The sequence below is a fragment of the Polaribacter ponticola genome, from assembly GCF_026191475.2.
In the GTDB taxonomy this organism is placed as follows: Bacteria; Bacteroidota; Bacteroidia; order Flavobacteriales; family Flavobacteriaceae; genus Polaribacter; species Polaribacter ponticola.
The window spans coordinates 1,202,743-1,221,510 of the sequence record NZ_JAOSLC020000003.1; the positions used below are offsets into that span (position 1 = coordinate 1,202,743).

Annotated in this window: 19 protein-coding genes; 5 read left to right on the top strand and 14 right to left on the bottom strand. The window is 28.5% G+C overall.

What is annotated here, in order from left to right; all coding sequences use genetic code 11:
• Positions 1-98: 98 nt before the first annotated feature.
• Positions 99-1,775 (bottom strand): formate--tetrahydrofolate ligase, encoded by a 1,677-nt coding sequence (locus tag N5A56_RS10535; RefSeq protein WP_265725420.1) that lies wholly within the window; start codon positions 1,773-1,775, stop codon positions 99-101.
• Between the two features lie 182 nt (positions 1,776-1,957).
• On the opposite strand from N5A56_RS10535, the gene N5A56_RS10540 reads away from it, so the two are divergent.
• From N5A56_RS10540 to obgE, 4 genes are all read left to right on the top strand, one after another.
• The gene (locus N5A56_RS10540) at positions 1,958-2,572 is read left to right on the top strand and encodes a hypothetical protein (RefSeq protein WP_265725421.1); all 615 of its coding nucleotides are present in this window, start codon (positions 1,958-1,960) and stop codon (positions 2,570-2,572) included.
• 142 nt (positions 2,573-2,714) lie between these two features.
• Positions 2,715-5,702 (top strand): protein translocase subunit SecDF, encoded by a 2,988-nt coding sequence (gene secDF, locus N5A56_RS10545; RefSeq protein ID WP_265725422.1) that lies wholly within the window; start codon positions 2,715-2,717, stop codon positions 5,700-5,702.
• An 81-nt stretch (positions 5,703-5,783) separates the two neighbouring features.
• Positions 5,784-6,902, top strand: a complete 1,119-nt coding sequence (locus N5A56_RS10550) for an adenylate kinase (protein ID WP_265725423.1) — start codon at positions 5,784-5,786, stop codon at positions 6,900-6,902.
• Positions 6,903-6,973: 71 nt separating this feature from the next.
• Positions 6,974-7,963 (top strand): GTPase ObgE, encoded by a 990-nt coding sequence (gene obgE / locus N5A56_RS10555; protein ID WP_274270387.1) that lies wholly within the window; start codon positions 6,974-6,976, stop codon positions 7,961-7,963.
• Positions 7,964-8,043: 80 nt separating this feature from the next.
• On the opposite strand, the gene N5A56_RS10560 is transcribed toward obgE, so the two are convergent.
• The 10 genes from N5A56_RS10560 to N5A56_RS10605 all read right to left on the bottom strand — a co-directional run bounded on the left by N5A56_RS10560 (position 8,044) and on the right by N5A56_RS10605 (position 15,207).
• Positions 8,044-8,520 (bottom strand): hypothetical protein, encoded by a 477-nt coding sequence (locus N5A56_RS10560; RefSeq protein WP_265725424.1) that lies wholly within the window; start codon positions 8,518-8,520, stop codon positions 8,044-8,046.
• Positions 8,521-8,524: 4 nt separating this feature from the next.
• The gene (locus N5A56_RS10565) at positions 8,525-9,079 is read right to left on the bottom strand and encodes an energy transducer TonB (RefSeq protein WP_265725425.1); all 555 of its coding nucleotides are present in this window, start codon (positions 9,077-9,079) and stop codon (positions 8,525-8,527) included.
• A gap of 80 nt (positions 9,080-9,159) precedes the next feature.
• Positions 9,160-9,390, bottom strand: coding sequence for a hypothetical protein (locus N5A56_RS10570; protein WP_274270388.1), 231 nt, complete (start codon positions 9,388-9,390; stop codon positions 9,160-9,162).
• A gap of 64 nt (positions 9,391-9,454) precedes the next feature.
• Positions 9,455-10,381 (bottom strand): tetratricopeptide repeat protein, encoded by a 927-nt coding sequence (locus tag N5A56_RS10575; protein ID WP_274270389.1) that lies wholly within the window; start codon positions 10,379-10,381, stop codon positions 9,455-9,457.
• Entirely contained in the window at positions 10,363-10,704 is a 342-nt protein-coding gene (locus N5A56_RS10580) for a hypothetical protein (protein WP_274270390.1), read from the bottom strand. The genes N5A56_RS10575 and N5A56_RS10580 overlap by 19 nt, the downstream gene beginning before the upstream one ends.
• A 9-nt stretch (positions 10,705-10,713) precedes the next feature.
• On the bottom strand, positions 10,714-12,189 hold the full coding sequence (locus N5A56_RS10585) for a M56 family metallopeptidase (protein WP_265725428.1): 1,476 nt from the start codon (positions 12,187-12,189) through the stop codon (positions 10,714-10,716).
• Between the two features lie 11 nt (positions 12,190-12,200).
• Complete coding sequence (locus N5A56_RS10590; RefSeq protein WP_265725429.1) at positions 12,201-12,620, bottom strand: energy transducer TonB; 420 nt, start codon at positions 12,618-12,620, stop codon at positions 12,201-12,203.
• Positions 12,575-13,747 (bottom strand): M56 family metallopeptidase, encoded by a 1,173-nt coding sequence (locus N5A56_RS10595; RefSeq protein ID WP_265725430.1) that lies wholly within the window; start codon positions 13,745-13,747, stop codon positions 12,575-12,577. The genes N5A56_RS10590 and N5A56_RS10595 overlap by 46 nt, the downstream gene beginning before the upstream one ends.
• Positions 13,748-13,921: 174 nt before the next feature.
• Complete coding sequence (locus N5A56_RS10600) at positions 13,922-14,284, bottom strand: BlaI/MecI/CopY family transcriptional regulator (protein ID WP_265725431.1); 363 nt, start codon at positions 14,282-14,284, stop codon at positions 13,922-13,924.
• A 5-nt stretch (positions 14,285-14,289) separates the two neighbouring features.
• Positions 14,290-15,207 (bottom strand): hypothetical protein, encoded by a 918-nt coding sequence (locus tag N5A56_RS10605; protein WP_265725432.1) that lies wholly within the window; start codon positions 15,205-15,207, stop codon positions 14,290-14,292.
• A 115-nt stretch (positions 15,208-15,322) separates the two neighbouring features.
• Here N5A56_RS10605 and N5A56_RS10610 point away from each other — a divergent pair, with 115 nt between their 5' ends.
• Positions 15,323-15,823, top strand: a complete 501-nt coding sequence (locus N5A56_RS10610) for a DUF456 domain-containing protein (RefSeq protein WP_265725433.1) — start codon at positions 15,323-15,325, stop codon at positions 15,821-15,823.
• A gap of 5 nt (positions 15,824-15,828) precedes the next feature.
• On the opposite strand, the gene N5A56_RS10615 is transcribed toward N5A56_RS10610, so the two are convergent.
• From N5A56_RS10615 to ade, 3 genes are all read right to left on the bottom strand, one after another.
• Positions 15,829-16,425 (bottom strand): PhnA domain-containing protein, encoded by a 597-nt coding sequence (locus N5A56_RS10615; protein ID WP_265725434.1) that lies wholly within the window; start codon positions 16,423-16,425, stop codon positions 15,829-15,831.
• A gap of 104 nt (positions 16,426-16,529) precedes the next feature.
• Entirely contained in the window at positions 16,530-16,841 is a 312-nt protein-coding gene (locus N5A56_RS10620) for a hypothetical protein (RefSeq protein WP_265725435.1), read from the bottom strand.
• A 255-nt stretch (positions 16,842-17,096) separates the two neighbouring features.
• Complete coding sequence (gene ade, locus N5A56_RS10625) at positions 17,097-18,719, bottom strand: adenine deaminase (RefSeq protein ID WP_265725436.1); 1,623 nt, start codon at positions 18,717-18,719, stop codon at positions 17,097-17,099.
• Positions 18,720-18,768 lie beyond the last annotated feature (49 nt).

Sequence of the window (18,768 nt, forward strand, 5' to 3'; positions counted from 1 at the left end):
AAAAGTATCTAGTTTTTAGTAATTAGATATTAGTAAATAGTAAAAATCCAACTCAAAAGAGTTGGATTTTCTATTTTTATCAAAACTCTTCTCTAAATTTAAGACAACCCAGAAATAACACCATTGTTATCAATGGTCATTCCTTCGGATGCTGGTATTGTTGGCAACCCCGGCATTCGCATCATTTTACCCAAAATAGGGATTACAAATTGTGCTCCTGCCGCTATTTCTATTTCTCTAACCGTTACCGTAAATCCTTCTGGCCTACCTATTAAAGAAGCATTATCAGAAAAAGATTTTTGAGTCTTAGCCATACAGATAGCAAAATCATTAAAACCTAATCTATCAATTCTTCTTAAATTTAGCTGTGCTTGTTTACTGTATTCTACATTTTTAGCCCCATAAATTTCTTTAGCAATAATTTCAATTTTATCAGTAATTGGAGATTTCCAATCATACAAAGCTGTGTATTGAGTTGCTTTGTTTTCTACAACATTTACAACGGCAGAAGCTAACTTTTTTGTTCCTTCACCACCTTTAGCCCATCCTTCAGACAAAACTGCTTCAACACCCAAACTAGCACATTTTTCTATAACAAAATTTACCTCGTCTTCAGAGTCTGAAATAAAAGAATTTATAGCTACTACAGGTTCGATATTATATTTTCGAATATTCTCTATATGCTTTTCTAAATTTTTAAACCCTTTAGTAACTTTCTCTAAACTTGGTGTATTATAATCAACTGTTTTTGCACCTCCATGATGACGTAAAGCTCTAATGGTTGCCACTAAAACCACACATTTAGGATTTAACTTTGCAAAAGCAGATTTTATGTTCAAAAATTTCTCTGCTCCTAAATCTGCACCAAATCCAGCTTCTGTTACTACATAATTAGATAATGACAATCCCATTTTAGTTGCAATTATTGTATTTGTTCCTTGTGCAATATTGGCAAATGGGCCTCCATGAATAATTGCTGGATTTTCTTCTAAAGTTTGAACTAAATTTGGTTTTATTGCATCTTTCAACAAAATAGCCATTGCATTTTCTGCTTTTAAATCTCTTGCAAATACTGGTTTATTTTCAAATGTAAAACCAATAAATATGTCACCTAACCGTTTTTTTAAATTTTCTAAATCTGATGCCATACAAAGAATAGCCATAACCTCAGAAGCTGGTGTTATATTAAAACCATCTTGCCTTGGAACTCCATTAGCAGTACCCCCTAAACCAATTGTAATATCCCGAAGAGCCCTATCATTCATATCGATAACACGTTTCCAAAGAATAGTTCTAGGATCTATATTTAAATTGTTTGTTTTACTCTGAATGTTGTTATCAATTAAAGCAGAAAGTAAATTATTAGCTTTCTCAACAGCATTAAAATCGCCTGTAAAATGTAAATTAATGTCTTCCATTGGTACAACTTGTGAGTTACCACCACCAGCAGCACCACCTTTTATTCCAAATACGGGACCTAAAGAAGGTTCTCTTAAAACAACAGTTGCTTGTTTTCCTATTTTATTTAACCCTTCGGTTAATCCAATTGATACAGTTGTTTTTCCTTCTCCAGCAGGAGTTGGTGTTAATGCAGTTACCAACACTAAATTATTTTTATCAACCTTAGCATCATCAATTAAAGACAATGGTAATTTAGCTTTGTACTTCCCATACATTTCTAAATCATCCTCATTTACACTTAATTTTTGAGCTATATTTTTTACATGAACAAGCTTTTTTGCTTGGGCTATTTGAATATCAGATAAATGCGTCATATATAATAATTAAAAATTTTATGAATTTATAAATTTAATATATTCATATTTAATAATATGACATAAAAACCTCTATTTTTATTAAAAAAATGAAGTATTCATAAAAGACAAATCAATTATCTATTCAAATAAGATTAATTTTTACAAGTTTACGCTTGTAATCTTTTTTATATATTTGGCTCATGAATTCAAAATGGTACTCTTGTACATTTTTTTTAATATTATTTATACTTTTTGGAGCATTTCAAGAAAAAGGTTCTACACCTAATCAAGAAATAGTTTTAGAATTTGTAAACACAAATATTAATAAACAAGAAATTAAAAACACCATTTCCGATGTAAAAGAAAAACTTCTAAAAGTTGGTGTAGAGAACATTTTAATTATAGAAACAAAAGAAGGGAAATTAAAAATTTCTTATTTCTGCACTCTTAATGTAGATAAGGTAAAACAAGCTCTAGAAAAAGAAGACTTACTTAGTTATAATAACCAGAAAGAGAATAAAGACAATAAGAGTTCTTCAAATAAATACAAAATTGATATTCATCAATTAAATAATGGCACTTTTATTTCTAGTTTAGACGATACATTTATATTTGAAATTAAATATAATTCAGATCGATTTAGTACAAAAAATTTAACAGCTTCCCTAAAGAACTTAGAAATAAATGGTGTAAATAAATTACACAAAACTGCTTTTAGAATAAGTCGAAACGATCCTTTTACTAAAGATCATACTTCATACAAAGAGCCGGAGGTAAGAGCTGGACCTAATTCTCATTTCACTAAAAATAATTAGTTATTGTTTATATTAAACTAATTAAAATCTTTTGAAAATCAATCTTATAATAAACAAAACAATCAATAAAATAATTGTCAAGTTTTTAGAGAAACTATATATTTGCTCGTTTTTTAAAAATTGACAACTAAACATATATAAAATGCAAAATAAAGGACTTATTAAAGTATTCGCTATCCTTTTTGGATTAGTGAGTTTGTACCAATTATCATTTACTTTCTTAGCAAACAAAGTTGAAAGTGATGCAGTGGATTATGCTGTGACTAAAGGTGCAGATAACAATGCAAGACAGAAAGCTGTTTTAGAAGGGAAATATATAGATAGTGTTGCCAACAAAGACATTATAAATTTAGGTATTGCAAAATATACTTATAATGATGTTAGAGATAAAGAAATGAATCTTGGTCTTGATTTAAAAGGTGGTATTAACGCAATTTTACAAGTTTCTGTAAAAGAAGTTTTAAAAAGTTTATCTAACGACTCAAAAAATGAATCATTTAACAATGCTTTAGCAGCAGCTGATAAAAGACAAAAAAGTAGTAATGCAAATTATTTAGACTTATTTTTTGAAGAATTTGAAAATATTGCAGGTACTACTAAATTAAGTGACCCTTCTATTTTTGGAACTAAAGCTTTAAGCGATAAAATTTCATTTGATGAAGCTAACGTTACAGTAAAAGAAACTTTACAAAACGAAATAGACAGTTCTATTGGTACTGCTTTTGAAGTATTAAGAAGTAGAATTGATAAATTTGGTGTTACTCAGCCAAACATTCAAAGAATTGGAAATTCTGGTAGAATTCAAATAGAATTACCTGGTGCAAAAGACATTGAGCGTGTAACCAAATTAATTACAAGTAAAGCCGAATTACAGTTTTGGGGAGTATATACAAATGCCGAAGTTCAAAACTTTTTCTTTGCAGCAAATGCTAAAGTAGCAGATTTATTAAAAGATACTTCTGTTTTAGAAACAGAAAAAGATTCACTTAAAAAAGATGATATTGATAACTTATTAGGTGAAGACTCAGACTCTACTAAGGTTCAAAAAAATCTTTTTACCTATTTATTTCCAAATGTTGCTCAGTCTCAAAACCAATTAAGTTCTGTAGTTGCGCAAGCTAGAGTATTAGATACGGCAACTGTGAACGACTTATTATCTAAAAAAGAAGTAAAAGCTTTATTACCATCAGAATTAAGGTATGCTAAATTTCTATGGAATTATAAATCTAACAAAGGTACAGATGGTACAGAATTAATTGAATTATATGCTATAAAAGGTAACAGAAATGACAAACCAACAATTGAGGGTGATGTAATTTTAGATGCAGGTCAGGTATTTGATCAATTAAACAAACCAGAAGTTTCTATGACAATGAATAGTTCTGGAACTAAACAGTGGGCAAAAATGACTGCAGATAATGTAGGTAACTTTGTAGCCGTTGTTTTAGACGATTATGTGTATACAGCACCTTCTGTTAACTTAGCAATTACTGGTGGTAGAACTTCTATTTCTGGAGGAACTATGACAGTTGCAGAGGCAGAAGATATATCAACAGTATTAAAAGCTGGTAAATTACCTGCAGCTGCAAGAATTATTCAAGCAGAAGTTGTAGGACCATCATTAGGTCAAGAATCTATAGATGCTTCTATTAGCTCATTTGGTTTAGCTATTTTATTAGTTTTAATATGGATGATTTTATACTATGGTAAAGCTGGTTTATATGCAGACATCGCTTTAGTGGTAAACATTTTATTTATTTTCGGAATTTTAGCTTCATTCAACGCTGTGTTAACATTACCTGGTATTGCAGGTATTATTTTAACAATTGGTATGTCTGTGGATGCGAACGTTATTATTTTCGAAAGAATTAAAGAAGGACTATTTAAAAAGAAAGGATTAAAGCAATCTGTTGAAGAAGGTTTCTCTATTAAAGGAGCATTATCTGCTATTATTGATGCAAATATTACAACATTATTAACAGGTATTATTTTATATATTTTTGGAACTGGACCAATTAAAGGTTTCGCTTTAACATTAATGATTGGTATTGCAACATCTTTATTTACTGCTGTTTTTATTACTCGTCTTTTAATTGACAGATCTGTAAACAAAGGTTCTAACTTAACGTTTAATACTTCTGTTTCTAAAGGATGGTTCCAAAACATAAGTGTTGAGTTCTTAAAAAAACGTAAAATAGCATACATTATTTCTGGAGCAATTATTGTTGCAGGTATCGTTTCTATTTTCTCTATTGGTTTAAAACAAGGTGTAGACTTTAAAGGAGGACGTTCTTACGTTGTACGTTTTGAGCAATCTATGAACGCAACAGAAGTTGCTTCTAACTTAAAAGAAGCATTTGGTACAGCTCCAGAGGTAAAAACTTATGGAGACGATAATCAATTAAAAATAACAACTGTTTATAAAATTGATGAAGAAGGACAGGAAGTAGATGAGCAAGTTCAAAATGCTTTATATACAGGTTTAAAATCTTATTTAGGAACAACAACTTATAATGACTTTAAACCAGGTTTTGAAAAAGAAGGAGCTGGTGTAATGAGTTATATGAAAGTAGAACCTACAATTGCCGATGATATTAAAACATCTGCATTATATGCTGTATTTGGTTCTTTACTTATCGTTTTCTTATACATCTTATTACGTTTTAGAAAAGTTTCTTTCTCTATAGGTGCTGTAGTTGCAGTTTTCCACGATGTATTAATAGTATTAGGTGTATTCTCAATTACATACAGTTTTATGCCTTTTGATATGGAAATTGGTCAATCTTTTATTGCGGCTATTCTAACAGTAGTTGGATACTCTCTAAATGATACCGTGGTAATTTTTGATAGAATTAGAGAGTTTACAGGTACGCACCCAAATTGGAAATATAGTGAGGTTGTAGATAAAGCTTTAAGTTCTACTTTAGGAAGAACAATAAACACTTCTTTAACTACATTATTAGTAATGTTAGCAATCTTTACATTTGGAGGAGATTCTATTAAAGGATTTATGTTTGCATTAATTGTAGGTGTAGCTGTTGGTACATACTCATCTTTATTTGTTGCAACACCAATTATGTTTGATACTTCTAAAAAAGAAGAAAAAATAACTAGTAGTTATACTAAATAAATTAAAACCGTTTTTAATTACTGAATATCAGATTAAAAACGGTTTTTTCATTTAAGATATAGCAACTATATTTGCACTCTTATGAAAATTATAAAACTTCACGATTTATATTTTAAACCTTTTATTAATGAAAAGGAAATTTCTGCAACCGTAAAACATTTAGCGCAACAGGTTAAAGAAGATTTACCTAAAGATGAAATACCAATATTTGTAGGTATTTTAAATGGCTGCTTCTTATTTGCTGCAGATTTTATAAGAGAATACAAAGGAAATTGCGAAGTCTCTTTTGTTAAGCTAGCATCATATAATGGAACTGCTTCTTCAGACAATGTAAAACATTTAGTAGGCATTAATGAAGATTTAACAGGAAGAACTGTTATTATTTTAGAAGATATTATTGATACCGGAAGAACATTACAAGAAATTTATAATATTTTTAGAGATAAAAACGTAAAACAACTAAAAATTGCTACTCTTTTCTTTAAACCAGATGTGTTTAAAAAAGAACTCCCAATAGATTATATCGGAAAAAGCATTGAAGATAAGTTTATTGTAGGTTACGGATTAGATTATAACGGTTTAGGAAGAAATTACCCAGCAATATATCAACTAACAACACAACCCAAAATGAAAAACATCGTATTATTTGGCCCTCCAGGTGCAGGAAAAGGAACGCAAGCAGAATTCTTAAAAGAGATGTATAATTTAGTACATATTTCTACAGGAGATGTTTTCCGTTTTAATATCAAAAATAAAACAGAACTTGGTTTACTAGCTAAAAAATATATGGACGAAGGAGATTTAGTGCCAGATGAAGTTACCATAAATATGTTAAAAGCAGAAGTTGAAAAAAATGCTGAAGCTAATGGTTTTATTTTTGATGGTTTTCCAAGAACACAATCTCAAGCAGAAGCTTTAGATACTTTTTTAGCAGAAAAAGGTGAACAAATAAACGGAATGATAGCCTTAGAAGTACCCGAAGATACTTTAGTAACTCGTTTATTAGAAAGAGGAAAAACTAGCGGTAGAACAGACGATACTGATGAAGCAAAAATTAGAAATCGTTTTAATGAATACAATACCAAAACTGCTATTTTAAAAGATTATTTTGATGGACAACAAAAATACTACGGAGTAAATGGAGTTGGTTCTATTGAAGACATTACACAACGTATTGCTAAGGTTTTTAATACACTTTAAGAGTGTAACTGTGTAATTTTGTTCTAAGAATTAATTACACAAATAAACTAACACAAGATTAAACAACTATTATGACTGAAGGAAATTTTGTTGACTACATAAAAATATATGCTTCCTCTGGTAAAGGCGGACAAGGTTCTGTGCACTTACACAGAGAAAAATTTATTACAAAAGGTGGTCCGGATGGAGGAGATGGTGGAAGAGGTGGTCACGTAATTTTGCGTGGGAACAAAAATATGTGGACTTTATTTCACTTAAAATTCAAGCGTCATTTTAGAGCAGAAGGTGGTGGTGCAGGTAGCGCTAGTAGAAGTACTGGACATGATGCAGAAGATGTTTTTATTGATGTACCGTTAGGTACAATTGTGAGAGACGCAGATACAGATGAAATAATTGTAGAAATTACAGAGGAACAAAAAGAAGTGGTTTTATTACGTGGTGGAAAAGGTGGTCTTGGAAACTGGAATTTTAAATCTTCTACTAATCAAACTCCAAGATATGCTCAACCTGGTATAGACGGTCAAGATGGTTGGTTTCGTTTAGAATTAAAGCTTTTAGCTGATGTTGGTTTGGTTGGTTTCCCTAATGCTGGTAAATCTACCTTATTATCTGTTTTAACAGCTGCAAAACCTAAAATTGCAGATTATGCTTTTACCACTTTAAAGCCAAATTTAGGTATTGTAGAACATAGAAATCATAGCACATTTGTTATTGCAGATATTCCTGGTATTATAGAAGGTGCAGCAGAAGGAAAAGGTTTAGGACATCGTTTTTTAAGACATATAGAACGTAACTCTGCTTTGTTATTTTTAATACCAGCAGATAGTGACGATATTAACAAAGAATATGATATTCTTTTGAATGAGCTTAAAAAACACAATCCGGAGTTATTAGATAAAGAAAGATTGTTAGCTATTTCTAAAACAGATATGTTAGATGATGAATTAAAAGCAGAAATTAAAGCTGAATTACCTAAAGGTGTTGAAGCTTTATTTATATCTTCTGTTGCAGAAATTGGATTGCAAGAATTAAAGGATAAACTTTGGAAAATGCTTAATTAAGCAAATCGAAAAATTTATTTAATAATAAAAAATGAGAAACCCTTTATTTAGGTTTCTCATTTTTTTTCAACACACAAAGCTTATTCATTTAGAACAATTCTAATTGGTAATGTATATTTTGTAGTTACAGGAATACCTCTCTTTATTGCAGGATAAATAGTGGATAACTTTATAGCACTCTGCTTTAATAAACTATCTAATTGAGGCAATTGGTCTTTTAAATTTTGGGTAGATGTTATTTCTTGAAAAGATATTTTCCCAGTATAATGTATTAAAATATCTACAAAAACTACTTCATTAATTGAATCTTTAATAGTTAATGGATATTTTTTTAATTCCTCTCCTATTTTTTGATGCATCGTACTTCTAAAACAATCCGATTTTTTTGATTTATCAATTAAAGAATCACATACTTTAAATGAAGGCGAAAAATCTACAGATGTAAAATCTACAATTGTATCTAGAGCTTGTAAATTATCACCTTTAGAATACGAAAAATAGTCACATGAAGTGAAAAAAATAATTAGTAATAAAAAAGAAAGAAAACGTTTAAACATAAATTTAATTTTTCTTTTCTAATTCTTTAGAATCACCTTCTACAATTAGAGTAAAAGGTATATTATATTTAACACCTACATCTTTTCCTCTTTGTTTACCTGGTTTCATTATTGGTAATAACTTCATAACTCTATTAACCTCCTCTTTTATTTTAGGATGTGGTGCTTTAGTATGTATATTTTTAACTTCGCCTGTTTTACTTATTAAAAAACCAATCAAAACTCTTTTTCTTCCCGCTGATAAGCCTAATTGATTAGGTAAATCTGCATTAAATTTTCTAATAAAATGCTGTTGAACTTTTTTACTAAAACATAATTTTAAATCCTGTTTTGTTCCAAAACAACCTGGATAAACAGGAACCTCTTCGATAATCATAAAAGAAACATCTTCAACAATTTCTTCTTCTACCATTACTTCTACCCCAGAAACATCATTATTAACTAAATCCTCATTTTTAGTTTCTAAAACTGGTAATTCTTCAACTTTCTTTTTATTTACCTTAATTTTAGCCTCGTAATTTTCTAACGCATCTAAATTCTCTGTAAACAATAATAACATGCTGTTATATTCTTCTAAGCTTTTATCCTTATTTAATTTAAAAAAAGCTGATAAGTATTCTTTAGATTTAGCATGCTTTTTTATCGAATAAAAAAATTAGCTCCAAAAATAGACATTTCTTGTTTTGAGATTCCTCCAAAGAATTCTTTAGCTTTGTTTAAATACTTTTCCGTTTTTAAAGTATCTTTTTCTACTAAACTCTTTTTTGCTTTTTTAAAATAAATTTCTGCAACAGCTTTTTTATCTTGAGAAAAAGAATTAAAAGTAAACAAGAACAATAAAATAAGTATATAATTTTTCTTCATAATCATTAAAAAATAAAACGCTTTAATTTAAAATAAATTAAAGCGTGAATTTAATAAATATTGTCGACTTTTACTCTAAGCTTTCACCTCTTAAAAAGTAATCCTTTTTAATATCTTTTATTCTTCTTCTAACAAAGGCAGAAATGCCTTCATCTGTATCATAAAAATTTTCTATATATTTTACATAATGTTTGTAAGCTATTTTCTTATCTTTATAATAATCGTCGGATATTTTTGCTAGTTGGTATAAAGCTCTATAATTTTGTCGATTCTCTTTATAAGCCAATTCAAAATATTTTATTGCTTGTTTAGGCTTTTTAATTTCAAAATGCACAGATGCTAAACCATAATATTCTTCATCTCTTTTAATTTTTCCTTTAAAAGTAGCAATCATATAATTTATTCTTGCTGCCATGTAATCCTTTTCTTTATAAGCAATATGACCTAAATAGGTGTTTGCCTTAAAAGCTTCAGAATCTTTAATAGATAGTTTTTTAAAATACTTTTTTGCTTTTTCTAAGCTATCTAAATTATAATATGCTTTACCTAACATAGTCATACTATACGTATCTTTCTTATCAATACTATCTAAATTTAATAATAGAGGCAAAGTTTCTTTATACTTTTTATCTTTGTATAATTGATTTATTTTTAATCTATTCAAATCTTTATGATTTTTATTTATAGCCAAACCTTTATCTACAAACAATTGTGTAGAATCTTTATCTTTCAATTTCTGAAAACTTTTTGCTAATCTTGCTATTGCTTTTAAGTGTAAAGTATCTTTCTCATAAGTATCAATAAAACTATTAATCATAGGATCTCTTTGTCCGTTTATAGCATAAGACAACCCTAAATGATAAGAATAATTGGCATTTAAAGTATCATTTTTAATTAAATATTTGAAAGTTGATATTGCTTTTTTAGGATTTCTTGTGATGATATACAGTTTTCCTAATTGATATTTTAAAACTAAATTTAATGAATCTTTTTCCAAGATTTCTTCATAAATTTTAACTGCCTTTTTAGTTTTTTTAAACGACGATAATTTTTTGCAAGTTTTAATTTTGCTTTATAATCGTTTGTAAATGTTAAAGATTTTTCAAGGAAAATGGTGGTGTTTTTATAACTATCTATAGATTCGTAAATAGTCGCTTTTTTATAGTTAGATAAAAAAGAAGGTTCCATTTTATCTAGTTCTTGTAGAGCTAATTTATACCTACCTTTTGCAAATAAACTATCCGAAACCGTAAAAGTCGAAGTTTGGGCTTCGACTTTTATAATACAAAATAATAGTACTATTAATAAATTCTTTTTCATAGATTCATTTTATTCTACTAATATAGTAAAAGGTATATTATATTTTACCGCTACTTTTTCCCCATCTTTAAGTTCTCCTGGTATCATTTTTGGCAAAGAGTTCATTACAGTTAATACCTCATTTTTAATATCTTCATGAGGTGCTTTTGCTTTTACATCAACTATAGCACCATGTTTATCAATTTTAAAACCAATAAAAACTCTTTTCTTTCCTTTACTTAAACCTAGAGTTTTTGGTAAATCTGCATTAAAATTTCTAGAAAAATGTTTTTGCACCATTTTAGAAAAACATTTTTTATCTCCAGTTTCACAACCTGGGAAAGTTGGTGCTTTATGGATGTTCATAAATGAAACTTCTTCAGTTTCTAATCTTACTTCACTTTTTACATCATAATTTAATTTTGGTTTTTTAGATTCATAATTAAACTCAGTTATCAATTTACCATCTTCAAAATTTAAAGCAACTACACTTTCTGGCAATAAACTTAAAATATCTACTTTTTGTCCTTTACTACTAAAACCGATAGTTTCTCCTAGCTCATTTTGTTTAATAAAATAAACCTCATTTTCAATTTTTATTTTACCTTGATATTCATTAAAAGTAGTTTCCGCTACATCATTTTCTGATTGTGTACATGCAACATAAAAAAGCATACTAGCTAATACAGGAATCAATAACAAATACTTTAATTGATTTGTTTTTTTCGATTTGTTTTTTGTCATCATAATAATTCTTTTTTTAATTAAACTTTGTTTGTAAAATTGATTGATAAACGAAATGTTTTCAACCTGAAAAAAGTTGGATAGTAAGTTGTTTATATAGGTTTCTTTTTCTTCTGTTTTTGCAACAACAGCATCAGAAATGTATTCGTGTACAAGCGTAATTCTTCTTTGATAGAAATAAATCATAGGGTTAAACCACATCACAATTTTTAAGAATTCAAAGAAAATTAAATCTAAAGAATGATTTTGTTTGCTATGCACTAATTCATGCTCAATTACTTTTTCTTGTTGATTTTTTGGTATTTCTTTTCCTAAAAAAATATATCTAAAAAATGAAAATGCTTTTGAAACTTTTGGAATAAATATTAATGTAAAATTAGAATTCTTTACAGTTTCATTTTTACGAATTAGATTGATAATTTTTATCAACTTCATCATAAAAATTAGAGAAAAAATTGATACTCCAATCCAAAATAACATTGTAAAAATTGTAAAAGAAGATTGTAACACACTTTCCTGAAATGTTTGTTGAATCGCTTTTTCTGGTGATAAAAAGATCTCTGGTAAATACACAATAAATTCTTGCGGAACAGCCTTTTGAAAACTTGGTATTCTTATAAATGGAATTAAAAAAGACAAAACTGGCGTACTTAATAAATACCATCTGTTTTTGATGAAAAATGTTTCTTTGCTTAAAAAGAAATCATAAATAGCCAAGAATAAAACTTGAAATAATATGACTTGAAGGATGTAGTTTATCATTGGTTTTATTTTTATATTATTGAGAAAGTAATAGGTAATACATACTTTGCTTTAATAGGTTTCCCATATTTTTCTCCATGAGTCATTTTTGGTAATAAACTCATTATTTTTATTACTTCATCCTTGATAATTTTACGAGAAGCTCTAACTTTTAAATCAGTAACATTTCCATTTAAATCAATATTAAATTCTAAATTAACCTTTTCTTTTCCTGGTCTTAAACCTAAATTCTTAGTTATTTTACTATTAAAATTAGTATCAAAATATTCTTGTAACTTCTCTAAGAAACAATCTGAATCTCTTTCTTCACATCCTGGAAAAGTAGGTGTTTTTTCTAATCTTGTAAATAAAAGTTCATCACCAATATCATCAGGATGAATAGAATTTAAGCCCTTAAAAACAACCCCAATACAAACCCTACCATTTGGCATTCTAAAAAATCTAGATTTGTTATTGTTTTTAAACTTAGGATTTTTTTAAGAGCAGCAATCAGTCTCCTGTTAAATACATTAAACTCTTCCTGTTCGTTTTTTGATAAATTTTGAAATAATATTTCTTCAACTTCTTCTGGAGGCTCATCTCCAAAATATGAATCTAAATAAGTTTCTTTGTTTCCTTTAAAACTAAATAATCTCCCTTTACTACTTCTATAAATTGATTGAAGTTTCATTTCTGATGAAATTTCTTTCTCAGAAGAATTCTCAGAACAAGAAGAATAAAATAACATACTTGCTAAAACAGGGATTAAAACCAAATACTTTAATTGATTCATTTTTTTAGATTTGTTTTTTGTCATCATTAATATTCTTTTTTTAATTAACGAATTCTTATGAAATTGATTGATAAACGATATGTTTTCAACTTGAAAAAAGTTGGATAGTAAGTTATTTATATACTGGTCTTTGCTTTCCGATTTAGCCACAATTGAATCAGAAATATATTCGTGTACAAGTGTTATTCTTTTTTGATAGAAATAAATCATAGGATTAAACCACATGGCTATTTTTAGAAACTCAAAAAATAAAAGATCTAAAGAATGTTTTTGTTTACTATGCACTAATTCGTGTTCTATAATTTTTGTTCTTTTCGATTCTGTAATTTCCTTACCTAAAAACACATAGTTAAAAAACGAAAATGCTTTTGTCTGATTTGGAATGAGAATCAACGTAAAATCTGAAAGTTTTTGAGCTTCATTTTTTCTAATTAAATTAAAAATCTTTACCAGTTTTATAAAAAATAATATTGAAAAAACTGCGACACCAATCCAAAATAAAATAGAAATATAGTTTATCGATTGATAAAAAGAAGTTTCAGTAATTACATTTTGAATTACTTTTTCTGGTGATAAAATAAGTTCTGGTAAATACACAATATATTGTTGCGGAACTTCTTTCTGAAACGTAGGTATTTTTATAAACGGAATTAAAAAAGACAAAACTGGTGTACTTAATAAATACCATCTGTTTTTGATGAAAAACGTTTCTTTGCTTAAAAAGAAATCATAAATAGCCAAGAATAAAACTTGAAATAATATGACTTGAAGGATATAGTTTATCATTGTTTTTTATTTATTGTTATTTTTTTACTCTGTCACTTCGAGTGATTCAGCTTTTTTTGCTGAATTGTATCGAGAAGTCATTTGTATTATCAAAAAGTACTCGATACAAATTTTTCGTTCCTAAAAATTCACTTGAACCGACAACACTGAACACTGTGACTGCCGTATAAAAACTTACTTTCCTTTATTCACTTCTTTTAAAATAGACTCTAATTCATTAACATCCATCTTATTTTCTTTCACAAAAAAGGAAACCATGCTTTTAAACGAACCATTAAAATAACCATTCATTAATTTGTGTAAACTTTGATTACTGTAAGTTTCTTTATCAATAATAGGATAATAAATATAGCCTCTACCTTTGGGTTTATGTGCAACAAATTCTTTGGTTTCTAAGATTCTAATAATGGTAGAAACAGTATTGTAAGCAGGTTTAGGAATTGGTAATTTTTCTATAACCTCTTTTACAGAGGTTTCGCCTAAATCCCATAAAACTTGCATTATTTGCTCTTCTGCTTTTGTTAATTGTTTACTCATAATTTTTATTTTTTACTTAACCAGAAAATTAAATTTCTAATAAATTGAATGTTATTTGGAGCTTGTTCAGCATGAAAACCGAACTTAAAAGTACCTGAGTTGTTAGTAATTGTTTGTGCAGTAAACATTGCTGCTTCTCCAAAAACAGCTATTTTTCCTTTTCCGAATTCTAAAATAGCCCCTTGATAACTGTTTTCTAAATCTGTACTCGGTGTATCATCATTAAATCTCCATGCAATTTCTGGAGCCAAACAATAATCTCCTTTTTTAAACTTTAAAATACCTTTTGCATTTTTAGGAATTGTAAATGATGAGCCTGTAAATGTGGTAATGTTATCTATTTTTTCTCCAAAAGTTCCATCAGAAATAACCGTGTTTAAAAAACGATTGTTTTTTATAGAAAAAACATCTGGAGCATTTCTATTTTCTTTCATTTGATAAGCAAAACCATCACAAAAGCTAAAACCAAAAGCATTTGCTAATTTATTTGCAGCACCAGAAAAAGGCATATGATCTGCAATTAATAATAATCTACCTCCTTTTTTAACCCATTTTTTTATAAAGCTGATATCTTCCTTTGAAAAAGCATTGTAAATAGGTTGTCTCCAATTGCGAATATTTTTTTGATTGATAGGATTAGAAATCACTAAAACATCATTTTTAAGTAATGCCTTAAAATCAATAATGCTATCTAATTGATAACCATCAGAAGTCATTAAATCTGCAAAAGGTTTAAATCGTCCATTTAGTTGATGAAAATTATGATGACTTTGATCAATAAAAATTCTCGCTCCTTTCCCTTTTTCAAACCTTGGATTTTCTATTTTAGGAATAATAATTTCATCTGCTCTTTGTTGAGAATAATTTACATCAACCATTAAAAGAGCTATTAAAAATAAAATTTTAGGCACTATTTTCTTCATTATTAACATATTCGATTACACAAATATAACTAAAAAATTAGTTTAAACTAATTTTTTAGTTACAAAGTAATTGTAACAAACTCACTTTTTGATCGTCAAACAAGTAAATTAAGTTATGGATATTTTATTTTTAACAGTAGGTTTTGTCTTTGTAATACTAGGTATTATTGGCGCTTTCTTACCAATATTACCAGGACCATTAACAAGTTGGATAGGTTTATTATTTTTGTATTTTACTAAGATTGTTCCAATAGATTATACCTTTTTAGGAGTTACCTTAGCTATTGCATTATTAATTTGGGTGCTAGATTATTTTATTCCTGCAATTGGTACAAAACGTTTTGGAGGCACAAAATACGGGGTTTATGGAACAACAATTGGTTTACTTATTGGCTTATTATCTCCTATTCCCTTCGGCATGTTATTAGGTGCTTTCTTTGGTGCTTTTTTTGGAGAATTACTATATGACAAAAAAGACACCAATAGAGCGTTAAAAGCTTCATTTGGTGCCTTTGTAGGCTTTTTAGCATCAGCAACTATTAAATTTTCTATAGCAACTGTTTATCTAATTTTATTTTTTATAAAATTCTGGGAGTATAAAAGTGAATTCTTTTAAGAAAACTACTCTTTCTCTGCCATTTTTTTAACGTAATCTGTAATAATTACAATTTGTGTAGGTCCAACTTTACCTTCAATAAATTTAGCATTTTCATGATCTAAAGAAATTCTACGCACTGCAGTTCCTTGTTTTGCAACCATACTTGAACCTTTTACTTTTAAATCTTTAATTAAAACTACAGAATCTCCAGCTTGTAAAATTGCACCATTTGCATCTCTATGTATAATTTTTTCACTTTCATCTAAATGATCTCCAGATTCTTTAGCAAAACGTAAATCGTCATCTTCTAAATACATCATATCTAATAAATCTTGAGGCCAACCTTCTTTTCTAAGACGAGATAACATTCTCCAAGCAACTACTTTTACAGCTCTGTGCTCAGACCACATAGAGTCATTTAAACAACGCCAATGGTTTGCTTCTGTTTCTTGTGGATTATCAATTTGAGTTACACAAGTTTCGCATGCCAACAAACTTCCATCATTTCCACCACCACCTGTAATTGTAGGTTTTACATCATAAACTGATAAATTAGTTGTTGATGCACATAGCTCGCACTTATTACCGCTCCTATTTTCTAAATCTAGTTGTAAACTCATCTTTCTTTTTTATTGATAAAAAGCAAAAGTACAGTATTAAATGCTAAAGTTTAATTAATTTAACTATGGAAAATTGAAGATTTTAAGTAATCCTAAAAATTAATTTAAAAGCCACGTAAATGCACAAATTCATTCCAAGATTTCCAACCAGTACTCTTTTGCTTTAAAAATATAGTTTTGGTAACGTCTTCTATATATTCTATTTTAGTATAACACTTTTCTTTTGCATTATATACTTCTAGTTTCTCTAAAGCCTTCTTTAACCTTACTCCACATCTAGTAAACTCAATCCAATCGCTAATTTTAGTTTTTCCATTATTAGGTGTACTTTCTTTACTGTGATTCTGAAATAATTGTTTTTGATAAGCTTCTATAACATCTAATGCATTATTATATTCATCTCTTGTAATAATCATAATATCCGTTAGTTTTAAAGTGATATTTTAATTTCTAAACTCTAAAAATATCTATGAAATAATAAATTAAATTGTTAGATCAGGAAATAAAATATCATACATAGAAAAATATTTTTCTTCTTCTAAATTTATTATTTAGAAGAAATCAAATATAAAAACGTATAAAGTATAAATTAATCAATTATAGATGAACTCAACTTTAAGTATAGATGAGTAATAGCAATATAACTATATAAGTGTCGATAAAAGGTAAAGCTAGTTAACCTCTAAAGAAGTAAATTTAAAACTCCTACCATCAAACAAACCTTGGTCTGATAATTTTAAAGACGGAATTACAAGTAAAGCCATAAAAGACAAACTCATATAAGGTGCACGTAATTTACTACCCATTTGTTTTGCCATTGTATCTAATTCTGCATATGCTTTTCCTATTTCTTCTGCAGGTTTATCAGACATAATACCTGCAACTGGTAACGAAACTATTTTTTCTTCGGATGTATTTACTGCACAAACGCCACCTTTATTAGCAATAATTAAATTTACAGCCTTACAAATAGCTTCATCAGAAACCCCAACTGCAATAATGTTATGAGAATCGTGCCCTACAGAACTTGCAATGACACCTTCTTTTAACCCGAAATTTTTTATAAAAGCAATTGCAGGTTTATCGTTTTTATAACGATTTACAACAGTCATTTTTAAAACATCGGTTGCTGTATTGGAAACTAAATTACCATTTTCAATTAAAGAATCTTCTTCAAGTTGATTGGTAACCAACTCGCCATCTAAAGCTTCAATAACTCTTATTTTTTCTGATGAAGAAACATATCTAAAATCTGATACTTTCTTTTTATCAGTATTAAAATTATTCAGCACTTCAAAATCTACAGATTTTACAAAAGATTCTCCTTCTTTTGCTACTAACTCTCCATTTATATAAGTTTCTAAAACATTAAATTTCTCTAAACTATCAACTACAACAAAATCTGCATCATCTCCTTTTTGTAAAAGCCCAACATCTAAATTATAATGTTTAACAGGATTTATACAAGCTACTTGCAATACTTTAAAAACGTTAATTCCTTTTGCAACCGCTCTTTCACACAACTGATTTATATGACCTAACAACAAATCGTCTGGATGTTTATCGTCTGAACAAAACATCATATTCTCAAAATGTACTGGTAATAAATCGATTAGCGCTTCGAAGTTTTTAGCTGCGGAACCTTCACGGATAATTACCTTCATTCCTTTTTGGAGCTTCTCTAAAGCTTCATCATAAGAAAAACACTCATGATCTGTAGAAATTCCTGCAGCAATATATTTAGTAACATCATCGCCTCTTAAACCTGGCGCATGACCATCAATTGGTTTGTTATTGTTTTTTGCGTGCTGAATTTTTGCTAAAACGGCTGCGTCATCAAACAAAACACCTGGGTAATTCATCATTTCAGCAAGATATTTAATGTCCGGATTTTCCATCATCAACTTAATATCATCAGCATCTATAATTGCACCTGCACTTTCAAAAGACGTTGCTGGCACACAACTTGGCGCACCAAAATTGAATTTCAACGGAACTTTTTTTCCGTTTTCAATCATAAACTCAACTCCTTTTACACCTAAAACATTCGCAATTTCATGCGGATCGGAAACCGTTGCAACGGTTCCATGTCTTACAGCAACTTTAGCAAATTCAGACGGAACCAGCATAGAACTTTCTATGTGAATATGTGCATCTACAAAACCTGGTAAAATATAGTTTTCTTTACTGTGATTGGATTCTCTAATAGCTAAAATCTTACCATTTACTACCTCAACTTCACCTTTAAAAATTTGTTTGTTTTGTATATCTACAATATTACCTTGTACAATCATTTGCTTTTAATTTCTATACAAATTTACAAAGAAAATCAGTTTTAAAACT